We start from the raw sequence: 11,614 nt of genomic DNA on the forward strand, positions 1-11,614 counted from the left end.
TCTCAGTCCTTTCCGGTCGGCTTCGGTGCCGGCGGTGGGGCCGGCTTCGGTACACGTGGCGCCGGTTGCGAGGGACCCGCCGTGGGTGTCTTCGGCTCGGCAGGAGGCGGAGCCTTGGTGATGGTCGGTGTAGATGACGTCGGGGAGGCGGCAGGAGGGGGTGTGGCGCCGGTCTGACCGGCATTGTCGGCGGCGGTCTCGCCCTGGTTGCCGAGGGCCGTGCCGGCCTTCGGACCGGCAGTCGCCGCGTCCTTGGCGACCTTTGCCGCGATCACCGCTGCCGCGGCCGGACCAGCCGCCGCAGCACCCGCACCCGCCCCAGCACCCGCTCCGGCACCCGCTCCGGCACCGCCGCTGGCGCCGGCTCCGGCGGGCCCACCCACGGTGCTGGTGCCTCCAGCAGCACCGGCACCACTTCCGGAGGCCTGGGGCGCGGAGGTCTTTGCCTGAGGTGGGGCCTTCCCGCTGCCGCCGCCGCCACCGCTCTCATTACCGCCGCTGCTGTTGTCGCCGTCGAGGACCTTCTGGGGGCCGTCGCCGGCTGGTTTCGTGGGGGTGGGCACGGGCCGGTTGAGGGCCTGTTTGGCGTCTTGTTCGGACCCGATCGCGTGGTACATGTCGAACCCGATGAAGCTGATGAACTTGTAGGTCAGGTACGGGGCGAACGCGGCCATCGCCATCAGCACGATCCCCGCCAGCGGGTCACTGATCGAGGACAGGTCCGCATCGATCGGTGCCGACACCTGGGTGATGGCGACGAGGAACATCACGACCAGGACGAGCTTGGAGCAAATCAACGCGATGACGAACATCGCCCACTTGCCGATCCACCCGCGCGATGCATCCCAGGAGGCGCCGGAGAACGCCAGGGGTGCGAACACGATCGCCACCAACAACAGCGCCTTGCGCACGAGCAACGACAGCCACACGATCGCAGCCGCGGCAATCGCCAGGCCGGCGAGGAAGATCGTGATGATCGCCCCCACCCCGGGCGCGGCAATGTTGATCCCGACGAGCCCCGCGGCCAGCAGGGTGATCTTGTCGCCCATGGACGCGGTGGTCTCTCCGGCGGCCTGGATTATCCCGACACAGAGTTGGTCGACGATCTCCAGCAGCAACGCCGTCAGCGTGATCACCACGAACGAGCCGAGCACGGACTTCGCCAACCCGAGGGCGGCCCGAGACAGGGCGGTGGGGTCGCGGCGGATCAGGCCGGTGAGCAGTTGGAGGCAGAAGAAGATCAGCATCACGAACACGGCGATGCCGAACAGCAGGTTGTAGACCGCCACGTACTCGGGTCGGGTGACATCGACGAGCGTGGTGGTGTCGAACACGGACCACACGGCCTCGAACAACGAGCCCGCGGCGGCACCCATCGCTTGGGCGAGCCAGTCGAACGGCGCCGCCACCAGAGACGCGGCGGCTTCTCCGGCGGTGTCGCACACGGCCGAGATGACGGGGACATCACATACACCCACCGCAATCACTCCTTCGGGATCGAGTCAGCGGTTGGGGTCAGACCTGCTGGCCGACGTCCCAGAAGAAGTTGATCAACGTCACACTTGCGCCGCAGATCACCGCGGCCCCGCAGCTCACGAGGACGCCCATCTTTCCCCGGCCGGCGAGGTGCGGGTTGGAGGAGTTCGCGCCGAAGCCCCACACGATCGCGGAGATGATCAGCGCGAGCACGGACAGGATGAGGCCGACGGTCATCACCGCGCCGACGATCGTCCGCAGCTGGGCGATGCCCGGCAGGCCGGAATCGTTGGGGGTGATGTCGACATCCATCGGCACCAGGGCCGGCAGAGCGGTGATGAGTTCGAACATGGCGGGCTCCTGACACGACGACCCGCACTCGGGCGGGTCACACGGATGGGTATGCCGAGCAGGTGCACGCCCGCCCCCAGCTGTGGCTTGTACGGTGGGAGGTATGGGACGTGTTCTGGCCGCCAGCGCCGTCATCACCGGTCAGACGGGGCGGGTGCTGCTTGTGCTCCGTGGAACCGAACCCGAGCAGGGCTGCTGGTCCGTGCCTGGCGGGAGTGCCGAGCCGGGCGAGACGCTGCCGGAGACCGCGGCACGTGAGGCATTCGAGGAGACCGGGCTGCACGTCACCATCGGCCGGGAACTCTGGACGGTCCAGGTCCCCACGAGCGACGGGCGCACGTTCGAGGTGCATGACTTCGCCGCGACCGTCACCGGCGGCACCCTCACTGCGGGAGACGACGCCGATGATGTCCGCTGGTTCACCCCAGCCGAACTCGATGAGGTCCCGCTGACCAACGACCTGCGCGGATACCTCACCCGCGCCGGCATCATCACCCTCACACGGCGCTGAACGCCCCTGGGGGTCAGAGTTGCTGGCCGAGGTCGATGAGCCAGTTCATCCACGCCACTGCGCCACCGGCGAGGATCGCGGCGCCGAGGGCGACGAGGACACCGGTGCGCGCCTTCCCGGCTGCGCTGTAGTTGCCGTTCGTGGCGGCGATGGCCCAGATGATGGCGGAGACGATCAGCATCAGGACGCTGGTGATGAGCACGAACGTCAGCAGCGCGCCGATCACTGCGCGCAGGTCATCGATCCCGCCGAGGCCGTCGAAGTCGGGGAACACGTCCATGGCGTTCAGCTCACCCTATGACGGTGACGTGGAGGTGGTCGTAGTGGCCGCCGGTGACATCGCCGGGGTTGTGCATGCCGCCGCCGTTGTAGTCGCGCCAGCCTTCGGCGTCGCGGGCGAGGGACCAGATCTTGCCCTGCCAGATGAGGTACTCCACCCCGAGGGTCTCGGCGTGGTCCTTCATCCAGTTGGTGAGGTCCCAGCCGGCTTCGAGCTGCGCCGGGGTGGGGTGCTGCCCGATGGCGTTACCGAACGTGAGGTCGCACGCGCGGCCCAGCGGATGTTCGGAGCTGGTGCCGGGCCGCGGTGAGTAGCACGCCCAGGACGTGTCGGCGAAGTCTGCGATGCCCTGCTGGTAGAGGTGCAGGAGACGGGTGGTGATCTGCCCGTCGCTGGTGGGGTCATCGACCATCCGGTCCGAGTCACCATCGACCGGGTCCGGGGAGCCGCCCGGAGTGCTGGTGCCTGGGTCACAGCCGGCAGGTGCTCCGGTGGCGGGTTCGGGCAGATCGGCGGCGTCGTGGGTGTTGAGCCAGGCGGCGGGGTCGATCTGCTCACCGTTGGCGCCGCCGGGGCGGACCTCGAAATGCAGATGCGGCCCCGTGGAGTTGCCCGAGGAACCGACGTCACCGATGTGCTGCCCGGCTCTCACCCGGTCCCCGGCGGCCACGTGGATACCGGTCTCCCACATGTGCCCGTACGCCGTGGCCACGGTCTGGCCGGCGATGGAGTGCTCGACGACGATGAGCCCGCCATACCCGCCGGAGAACTCCGCGACGGTCACGGTGCCATCGGCCACGGCCAGGATCGGAGTGCCGTCCGGAGCGGCGAAGTCGGTGCCGGTGTGCACCGATTCCTGGCCGGTGATCGGGTGGACCCGCGGTCCGAACTCGGAGGTGAGCACCCAAGAGCCCTCCGGCAGTGGGAACACCACCCGCGAGGACTCCGCCGCGACGGTCTGCACCTCCGGAGCCGCCGGAGCCGCCGTGCTGCCGGTGGACGTGCCCGCGGCGACGGACGTGGTGGTTCCAGTGAGCGTGGAGAGAATGGTCTCGGCGACGGGCTCATAGTTCCGATACCGGTCCGGGTAGGCGGAGACTTCGACGGCTTGGGCGGCCTCGCCCTTGTCCATCTGCTCCCAGCCGGGAATGTCCAACAAGCCTCGCGGCGAGGGGCGGTTCGGGCCTTCTGGTCCGCCGAAGAAAGCCCGCGCCTGATAGGTCGGGTCCATCAGCTCGGCGACCGTTCCCCACCCGGACTGGGGACGCATCTGGAACAACCCGAGCGAGTCGTTGTCGGAGCCGTCGCCGTCGCTGGGATAGTCCGCGGATTCGGGGTAGGAACCAGTGTTGGACAGCATCCGCAGGGTGGATTCGGTGAGCGCTGCCATCAGCGCGATCACCAGCCCGTCACGGTTGATGCCCTCGACGCCGGAGCCGGTTTCGATGATCGTCGCCGCATGCGTCAACTGGGTGTTGTTCAGCGTGAAGGTCTCGCCGTTCGCGGTGGTCACGGTCAACGACTCAGGGACATCGCCGACCGTGACGTTCGTGCCTGCCACAGTGCAGGAGGCGGTGGCGGCGGGGTTCATCACCACCCCGATCCCGACCAGCGCAAGCGACGGGCCGAGCAGGATCAATGTGAGGGCGGCGATGGCGAGCTTCTTCACCATGATCGATCACCCCGCGCTTATCGGAGGGGGTTGTCGAGCTGGGACAACCGCAGCAGATGGCAGGTGTTGTAGGTCGGGGCGCAGACGATGAACACGGTGAACGCCACCGGATGCTCGGAGGTGACGTCTTCGTCGTTCCAGAGGCCTTCGCGGTGGCGGGTGCCCTCGATCGTGTACGCGGTGGTGCCATCGACGAGCTGTCCAGGCTGAGCCTGCTCCATCGCGGTGTCCCATGCATCGGGGACGTACAGCTCGTCGATGGTCAGGCGTTGAGCCGTGGCGTACTGGCGTAGCTCGATCCATGCCTCACGGTTCGGTAGGTAGGTGGCGATGTCGGAGGCGAGCCCAGCCTGCTCGGCACCCGACGGGTCACCGACGGCGAGGATCACCGAGGTGTAGTCCAGCGGCATGAACCCCGACCCGGTGTCCCAGGCGAACAGCACTGTCGCGACGTTGCGGGCGAAGGTCTCCGGATCAGCCGCGGCACGCACGGTCGGCAGCCGCGGCGTCGCGGTGGGCACCGGATCGCTGGGCGCGGTGACGACTGGGCCAGGCACGGTCCCGCCGTTGTTGTCCGGATGGGTGGTGGGTGGTCCGGTGATGAGGCCGTAGACCCCGACACCGGCCAGCACGAGGACCGCGAACACTGCGGCGAGCACGGCGATCAGCCGGTGTCGGGAACGAGGGTCAGTCAGGTCGAGTGTCTTCATGCCCCGTAGGTGCACCACTACACCCAGCAGCCGTGGGTGTCAGAGGGCGCGCAGATGTCCCCGTGCGGTCGCGAAACCGTCGCTTGCCTGGCGGGCGCGGGCGGCGCGCAGCTCCTCGGCGAACCGGCTCGTCCCGGCAGCGGTGGCCAGGAACAAGTCGATCTGCTCGTCGGTGAGTTCGGCGGCGAGCTGGTCAGCGTCGTAGTGCGTCCACCACTGAGCCAGTTCGGTCCAGGTCAACACGAATGCCCGCACCGGATACCGCACCGGCTCGCCATGGTCATCGGCTGCTGGCGCGGGTCGCGGAGTGCGCTTCTTCGACCGGGCGTCCTTGGCGCGGGCGAGCGCGTCGGCGGCGAGCTGGTGCAGGTCCGTCTCGCGCTCTTCTCGGGCGGCGGTGACGGAGACGCGGACAGCTTCGTAGATCGGGTGCACAGAGGCGCCGTCGTCGATGCGCTCCAACTCAGCGCTCACTCGGGCACGTAGCTCGGCTGGCTCGGCGAGGTCGTCGGCGAGCTTCTGGAGGTAGCCGATCTTCTCCAAAGTCGTGTGGGAGGTGCTGCCGGGAATCATGGCTGCTGCCTGCTCCCGCGTCTTCCCGAGAGGCCCGAGCGACGGGGGTGCAAATTTTGCACCCCCGTCAGCTCCGGGCTGATAGTCGCTACTGAAGCGGGTAGCTGCATCGCGGCGGCTGGCATCCTCTGCCATCAGGGTCTTCAACTCGCGGTAGAGGGCGGCGGCCTCGGTCTGGGTCAGCGGCTTGTGCAGGACGTTGTCGTCCTGTTCGGCCAGGAGGTGGCCGAGCCGGTCGGAGATCCCGGATCGGACCCACACGTTGATCTTCATCCAGCCGAGCTTCTTGATCGCCGCCAACCTCCTGGCCCCGCACACGAGCGCCCCGTCCGGGGTGATCGTGATGGGCTGGAGGAGGCCGTCGCGGTCGATGGAGGCGGCGAGTTCGTCGATGTCGCCCAGCTCGGTGCGGTGCCGCCGGCCGACCCGGATCGAGGCGACGGTGCGTTCCAGCTCGATGAACCCCGCTGGCGCGCTCACCGCGACCCACCCCCACGGGGATTCCGGTCGTGGTGTGTGGGTGCGGCCAGTGAGATCGCCAGGATAAGGTCGTCGTCGCGCAGCAGCACCGGCAGCGGCTCGCCGATCAGCAACCGCAGCAGCACGCCCCGCCCCGCGGTCGTGGCGGCGTAGGCAGGGTGGGGGTTGCCCAGCAGCGCCTTCAACAGCGCGGTCCAGGAGCGGCCAGGGATGTCGAGGAGGGCGCGGGCGTGCCTGTCGCGCCGCAGCGCCTCATAGGTGGCCTGGCGGGTACCGGTCCGGGTCAGCGCCGCGCAGACATGCTCGATCCCGGCCCGCGTTGTGGCGGGGGGCCAGTCCAGCAGGGTGAACAACGCGATCGTGTCCTCGACCGCCGAACCCGCCGACGTGCACGCCCGCGACGACGGCGCAGAGTCGGCGCCTTCGACTTCGGCGGTGGTCTCAGCGTCGTCGGGGATCTGGAACGCCGGGTGATAGTCGGTCAGCGGGTTCTCGCGGTCACTGAAGCGTTCCGGGTCGTGGAACGCCGAGACATGCGGGCGCCGTGCTTGGTGGACCGAGCACAGGAGTCCTTGGGCGCGTTCTTCGAAGATGCAGGTGATCCGCACCGCGTGCGTGACCACCGCCCACGGATCAACGGCCTCCCGGGCGGCTTTGGTGCGCATCACGTCGAACGCCGCCGACGCAGCCTCCCACGGGTCCAGGTCATGCTTGCGTGCCAGCGGTGCGTACTTCTCCGCGGTGAAGGACACCAATTCTGCGGCGGTGGGGTCCTGCTTCCACGCGCCCGGCCCGGCAGCATGGAGTCGATGCAGCAGAGTGCGTAGGCCTTCGCTAGCCGTGTAGTCCTCGCCGCCCTCGGTCGTCTTGTCGGTGTTGGTGTGCGTGTTCTCGGTCATGGTTGGGGCACCTCCTGGCAGGCAGGTGCGCACGCCGTCCCCAACAACGACGTTCGTGTTCCGTGCCTCGGCGGTGGTCATGACCTGTCACCTGCTCAGCTCAGCCCGACCCCAGGCCGCGACGGCCCCGCCTGAGGTGCGCTGTGGCCGAAGGCCGACAGCGGCGGCAACCGGCGCGCACGATCGCCAAGACCCCGCAGACCCGTGGCTGTCGCGGTGCGGGTCCGACGAGCCAGCTCGACCTCGAAGTCGATTCCCTGACCCGCCAACGCGGCACCGTGACGGGCGAGCAGGTCTGTGGGCCGCACCCACTCCACGCCCCGCGCACGCCAACGTGCATCTTGTGCCGGTCGCTCATTGTTGTTGCCGCGGCGGTGGGCGATCCTCGCCGCCTGCACCGCCTCTGGTGTCTCGGTCTTCTCGACAGATTCCAGCGTCGTGCGGTCGGTCTCTGGCTCCGGCGACCGCCGACGAGGTTCGTGCTGCTGCTGGTCGTGATCGGTGTTCATGAGTCCTTCGCCTCCTCGGCGCTCGTGTGGTCGGTGGTGTCGGGAAGGTGCGCGCTGGCGAACCACCGGCCCACCGTGGAGGGGTGCACGTCGAGTTCGCGGGCGATGTGCTTGTTCGACCACCCCTGCTCGCGCAGCGTGTCGGCTCGGTCGCGCCGGTCGGGAGCGGCCGATTCGGGCTTCGCCGCGGCGAGGCCTGCGATCGAATGTTGCGTCTGCCCCGCGCCCGGTGCTGGGACGGGCTGGCTCTCACCCGGTAGCGGCACCGAGATTGCATCGACCTCGGGTTCGGCTGAGACTGCCTCGGGTCGGTAGGACGGTCTGCCGCCGGGCGCCAGCTCCGTGGTGGACGTGGCCTCATCGGCGCCTGGGAGTGGTCGGGTGAGGATCACGGTCAGGTGGGTAATTGCCAGGAGCACCACGGGCGGCACCGCCGCCACCGCGGCAGCCAGCATGTCGGGAACGTCGGCATCAGCGGTGACGATGGCGTGGATGGCGTTCGCTGTCACCGACATGAGAGCGCCGCCGATGAGCAGCGTCCATGGGTACCACGCCGCTTTCTGCCCGGCCAGGGCTACGACCGCGACGGTGGCGACGACGATGATGCCGTCGACGATGAGCGGCCACGCCCATGCCTGCCCCGCGCCGATGCCGGACCGGACGGCCAGGTCCGCAAGCGCCGTGAAGGACAGCCAGAAGGCTCCGGCGGCGATGAACACCGTCCCTGACACCGCGGTGAGCACAGCCCACTGGCGGCCTGTATGTCTGGTGATGACGTGCGTGGTCATCACAGCTCCCGCACCCTCGACGACAACGACCGCGTGGCGGTGCTGTCGTTGCTGAGCCATCTGTCCGCCGCGAGCGGCGAACTGCCATGCACTGGAGAGGAGGACGCACGGGCGGGGGGCTGAGCGGTGCGGTAGGCGGAGCGGAGGGTCGCGGTGATCTCTCGCTCACCCAGCCCTGCATTCTCAGCGGCGCCGGTGAGCACGTCTAAAGCGTCGGCGGCCGGGACGCCGTTCTCGGCAAGGCGGCACGCGGCCCAGAACAGTCCGCGGTTCCGCTCGCCCTCGCCGCGTGCGGCGACCCACGCCGCCAACCGCGACACATCCTGCTCCCGCGTCACGCCGAGGTTCGCGAGACGGCGCGGCGTCGGGTGCGGATCGAGGAAGCCCCGCAACCGGTCCGAGTCGAGCAGCGAGGAAGATCCGACGTTGATCTGCCGTACCTGATAGCCGACGGCGGCGCTGTTGGTGGACACCTCGGAGGGTGGGACGAGAATGTAGCCGCCGTCGCCACGGAAGTCGATCCCGGCGCGGGCTGCCTGCCACGACCGCTGAGCCTTGCCCGGTGTTGCCGGGTAGTAGGCGTGCATCCCACCCGAAGGTGTCGTGACGAGGAACTGCCACCCCGACACCAGCCCTGCCCGATGCGCACTCTCGAACGCCGGGAACCCGTTCACGGGGCCGTGGACATCGACATCCACCACGACCACACCAGAGGGCGCGCCGGTCGGGACGCCAATGTTCGCCGTGGAGTGCTTGCGCCACCACGCCTGCACCTGGTTGGGGTCGGTGGTGGCGTCATGGAACCCGTGCTCGGTCAGCGGACGCTTTCCGCCCGGCACGCACGGGAACACGGGCACTCCCGCGGCGGCGAGTTCTCGCGCAGAGTTGGAGATCGGCCGCGCCCGGTTCACCCGCGTCAGCACATCCCCGAGCGCGTCCGGGGAGGCCATCACAGACCCCGTCCCTGCACCGCCGGTGCGACGGGGCCGGGCCGTGGTTCAGGCAACGGCTCCGCCCGCTGTCCCGATGCTTTTCGTTCGGGTGCCGACCGCTTGTGCGAAACCTGGCCGCGCTGCGGTGCCTCACGGTCGAGACCGGGCGGCATTCCATCGGCGACCTGAGCGGTGTCGAGCTGATCCAAGATCGCCAGGGCGCTCTTGCGGACCCGCTCGCCCGTGGCCTTGACGATCTCGACTGGCTCCTTGCCGTCCACCCTGGCCGCCCACGTCGACACATACGGGATCGTGTAGCCGCTGGTGTCCATGTGGTGGGCGGCGCCGATCATCAGCGCGACCGACTCCGCCTCGACCTCCCCGATGCCGCGGTGCTGACGTGCGTCCTCGTTGTCGGGGCCGTGGAGCAGGACGTGACCGAGTTCGTGGGCGAGAGTCTTGACCTGCGCGGCGGGGTCCATGTTCTCCCGCACCGCGACCGTCTTCGCGGTGTAGTCGGTCATCCCGTTGGCGCCGTGGATCATGCCCTCATGCGGCACCCGCACCACCTCGAACCCCTGCTCCCGTACCTGCGCCGCGAGGCCGTCCCACAGTCCTGCCGGGGCTTCGCCTTCCAGCGGCTTCGGTGCCGGCGGCTCCGGGATCGGGTCACCAGCGGTCTGCGAGGCGTCCCACACATAGGCGGGCCGGGCGGTGATCATCTTCGATCGGACGACCTCACCGGGCCGGGGCTTCTCGCCCCTGCCGAGCCGCCGCCAAGACTCCGCATCCTGTGGTGTGGCGGTGGCGAAGCGGCCAGTGACCGGGGCGAAGATCATGTACCCCGACTGACCCTTCTCCACCTGCCGACCCAGGGTCTGCCATTGCCGATACCCGGCCACATACGACGGCATCGGCTCGGGAACACTGCCCGCCTCGTATGCCGCCTCGTGCTGTGCCCAGACCAGCAGGGTGTTCGAGAACGATCTCGCCCTGAACCGGGCTGCGAACGCGAGCGCCCGGTGCCAGTCCTCACCGGAGACGAGCTGTTCGACGGCGCCGGTGAGCCGCTCGTGCAACTCGTCGAGCTTCACTTCCCGCGCAGCCTGGGCGTCCTCCCGTGTCGTCGCCATCGTCGCTGTCTCCTCCCGATACCCTGAGCACCGGGCAGAACAGGCTCGGTGACCATCAGGTGCGCCGGGAACACCAGCGAGGCGAGACGGACAAGGATCAACACTGTGACCGTCAGGCACGGCGGTGAACCCAACTAGACCTACCGGACTACCAGCCCACGGCGCGCCCAACGTGCGGGACCGAGCGATGATGCGGATACGCGTATCGCAGATGCGGAAATGGGTATCGCGCGTCAGGAAGCGGCTTTCTGTCGGCTGAGCTGGCGGTAGCGGATCGGGCTCACTCCGATGCATTGGCGAAACACCCGAGCGGCGTGGCCCCTGCTTTGCCATCCGACCTCGCGCATCGCCACCTCGATCGGCATGTCGGTCTCTCGCAGCAGACGCGCCAACCGCTCGGCGCGCAGTGTCATCAGGTAGGTCATGGGGGTCTCGCCGTAAGCATCGACGAAGACCCGGCCCAGCTGGGACGGCGACAGGTGCACGGCGTCTGCGAGACCGGGGAGCGTCCATCGCTGTGCCGGGGCGCCGCGGAGGAGGTCGGCAGCTTCCCGGACTTCGGCCCTCAACGGCGCAAACCGGCGGCGGTGGGGCAAGCCGGGCCAAGTCGCGATCCGCTGGGTCTGTGTCCGTCGTACCGGAGTCGTCTTGACGAAGGGAGTGATCACATCCAGCACAGCGAACAACAGCGCCTGGAGCCGGTAGAAACTCTCCGGTGCGGGCCCAGCGATGCTGAGCGCGACCAGCTCGTCCAACCACGGCATCAGCATGCCGGCGCGGTCCTCACCCAGGTGGAGTATCTGGGCAGGTTCGGAGTACAGCTCATCGGCGAAGTCCTGCGCGTCCAGCCTGTCGGACAGCAATCCTGCATGCTGCCAGAACACCTGATCGACGATGTAGTCGCGGTCCAGATACAGGGTCGTGACGGTGATCGAGTCTTCGGGATCGCTTCCACACAGAGTGTTCGCGGCGAGCACGATGACGTCGCCGACGGTGACGAGTTTCTCGCCAAACTTGCTGAGCAGGATCGCGGAGCCGTGTCGGACGAAGATCAGCTTCACGCAGTCATAGGCAACTGGGTCGATGGGTCGATAGATCGCCCGTGTTCGGGCGAGCAGCGGTTGGAATTGTGCGGCGGAGAGCGGAGAGTGCCCAGGCTGCGCTACCGGCCGTCTGAGCCTGGATCCGCCGGTGGGGTTTCTGGGGTGATTTGAGCGTCTACGGGAGAGGGGTTTCGGTTTTTGGGTGCACGGATTCTGCCGGTCCTGTCCGGTTTTTCCACTGTAGGTTCCTCGGTCTC

General features: G+C 68.5%; 13 protein-coding genes. 1 reads left to right on the plus strand and 12 read right to left on the minus strand.

The window, feature by feature from the left end:
* Positions 1-2: 2 nt before the first annotated feature.
* The gene (locus tag ACYC1Z_RS03755) at positions 3-1,478 is read right to left on the minus strand and encodes a conjugal transfer protein TrbL (RefSeq protein WP_461408200.1); all 1,476 of its coding nucleotides are present in this window, start codon (positions 1,476-1,478) and stop codon (positions 3-5) included.
* 37 nt (positions 1,479-1,515) lie between these two features.
* Positions 1,516-1,827, minus strand: a complete 312-nt coding sequence (locus tag ACYC1Z_RS03760; RefSeq protein ID WP_461408201.1) for a DUF6112 family protein — start codon at positions 1,825-1,827, stop codon at positions 1,516-1,518.
* Between the two features lie 103 nt (positions 1,828-1,930).
* Between ACYC1Z_RS03760 and ACYC1Z_RS03765 the strand changes: the two genes are divergently transcribed.
* Positions 1,931-2,338 (plus strand): NUDIX hydrolase, encoded by a 408-nt coding sequence (locus ACYC1Z_RS03765; RefSeq protein ID WP_461408202.1) that lies wholly within the window; start codon positions 1,931-1,933, stop codon positions 2,336-2,338.
* 13 nt (positions 2,339-2,351) lie between these two features.
* Here ACYC1Z_RS03765 and ACYC1Z_RS03770 read toward each other — a convergent pair whose 3' ends face one another.
* The 10 genes from ACYC1Z_RS03770 to ACYC1Z_RS03815 all read right to left on the minus strand — a co-directional run bounded on the left by ACYC1Z_RS03770 (position 2,352) and on the right by ACYC1Z_RS03815 (position 11,432).
* The gene (locus ACYC1Z_RS03770) at positions 2,352-2,618 is read right to left on the minus strand and encodes a DUF6112 family protein (protein ID WP_461408203.1); all 267 of its coding nucleotides are present in this window, start codon (positions 2,616-2,618) and stop codon (positions 2,352-2,354) included.
* Positions 2,619-2,628: 10 nt separating this feature from the next.
* Entirely contained in the window at positions 2,629-4,290 is a 1,662-nt protein-coding gene (locus ACYC1Z_RS03775) for a M23 family metallopeptidase (protein WP_461408204.1), read from the minus strand.
* Between the two features lie 17 nt (positions 4,291-4,307).
* Positions 4,308-5,000: a hypothetical protein gene (locus ACYC1Z_RS03780; RefSeq protein WP_461408205.1), complete on the minus strand. Its 693-nt coding sequence runs from the start codon at positions 4,998-5,000 to the stop codon at positions 4,308-4,310.
* A 39-nt stretch (positions 5,001-5,039) separates the two neighbouring features.
* Complete coding sequence (locus ACYC1Z_RS03785) at positions 5,040-6,053, minus strand: ParB/RepB/Spo0J family partition protein (protein ID WP_461408206.1); 1,014 nt, start codon at positions 6,051-6,053, stop codon at positions 5,040-5,042.
* Positions 6,050-6,952 carry a hypothetical protein gene (locus ACYC1Z_RS03790; RefSeq protein WP_461408211.1) on the minus strand — a complete coding sequence of 301 codons (903 nt, stop codon included), beginning with the start codon at positions 6,950-6,952 and terminating at the stop codon, positions 6,050-6,052. The genes ACYC1Z_RS03785 and ACYC1Z_RS03790 overlap by 4 nt, the downstream gene beginning before the upstream one ends.
* A 95-nt stretch (positions 6,953-7,047) precedes the next feature.
* A complete protein-coding gene (locus ACYC1Z_RS03795) occupies positions 7,048-7,461 on the minus strand; it encodes a hypothetical protein (RefSeq protein ID WP_461408207.1) in 414 nt (137 codons plus the stop codon).
* On the minus strand, positions 7,458-8,249 hold the full coding sequence (locus ACYC1Z_RS03800) for a DUF2637 domain-containing protein (protein WP_461408208.1): 792 nt from the start codon (positions 8,247-8,249) through the stop codon (positions 7,458-7,460). The genes ACYC1Z_RS03795 and ACYC1Z_RS03800 overlap by 4 nt, the downstream gene beginning before the upstream one ends.
* Complete coding sequence (locus tag ACYC1Z_RS03805; protein ID WP_461408209.1) at positions 8,249-9,199, minus strand: bifunctional DNA primase/polymerase; 951 nt, start codon at positions 9,197-9,199, stop codon at positions 8,249-8,251. The genes ACYC1Z_RS03800 and ACYC1Z_RS03805 overlap by 1 nt, the downstream gene beginning before the upstream one ends.
* Positions 9,199-10,314 carry an ArdC-like ssDNA-binding domain-containing protein gene (locus tag ACYC1Z_RS03810; protein ID WP_461408210.1) on the minus strand — a complete coding sequence of 372 codons (1,116 nt, stop codon included), beginning with the start codon at positions 10,312-10,314 and terminating at the stop codon, positions 9,199-9,201. The genes ACYC1Z_RS03805 and ACYC1Z_RS03810 overlap by 1 nt, the downstream gene beginning before the upstream one ends.
* Positions 10,315-10,547: 233 nt before the next feature.
* Positions 10,548-11,432 (minus strand): helix-turn-helix domain-containing protein, encoded by an 885-nt coding sequence (locus ACYC1Z_RS03815; RefSeq protein WP_461408212.1) that lies wholly within the window; start codon positions 11,430-11,432, stop codon positions 10,548-10,550.
* Positions 11,433-11,614: the final 182 nt, after the last annotated feature.

Source organism: Georgenia sp., from assembly GCF_054605595.1.

Coding starts and splice junctions, on each gene's coding strand:
- ACYC1Z_RS03760 (WP_461408201.1), bottom strand. CDS start 1,827: ATGTTCGAACTCATCACCGCTCTGCCGGCCCTGGTGCCGATGGATGTC.
- ACYC1Z_RS03765 (WP_461408202.1), top strand. CDS start 1,931: ATGGGACGTGTTCTGGCCGCCAGCGCCGTCATCACCGGTCAGACGGGG.
- ACYC1Z_RS03770 (WP_461408203.1), bottom strand. CDS start 2,618: ATGGACGTGTTCCCCGACTTCGACGGCCTCGGCGGGATCGATGACCTG.
- ACYC1Z_RS03775 (WP_461408204.1), bottom strand. CDS start 4,290: ATGGTGAAGAAGCTCGCCATCGCCGCCCTCACATTGATCCTGCTCGGC.
- ACYC1Z_RS03780 (WP_461408205.1), bottom strand. CDS start 5,000: ATGAAGACACTCGACCTGACTGACCCTCGTTCCCGACACCGGCTGATC.
- ACYC1Z_RS03790 (WP_461408211.1), bottom strand. CDS start 6,952: ATGACCGAGAACACGCACACCAACACCGACAAGACGACCGAGGGCGGC.
- ACYC1Z_RS03795 (WP_461408207.1), bottom strand. CDS start 7,461: ATGAACACCGATCACGACCAGCAGCAGCACGAACCTCGTCGGCGGTCG.
- ACYC1Z_RS03800 (WP_461408208.1), bottom strand. CDS start 8,249: ATGACCACGCACGTCATCACCAGACATACAGGCCGCCAGTGGGCTGTG.
- ACYC1Z_RS03805 (WP_461408209.1), bottom strand. CDS start 9,199: ATGGCCTCCCCGGACGCGCTCGGGGATGTGCTGACGCGGGTGAACCGG.
- ACYC1Z_RS03810 (WP_461408210.1), bottom strand. CDS start 10,314: ATGGCGACGACACGGGAGGACGCCCAGGCTGCGCGGGAAGTGAAGCTC.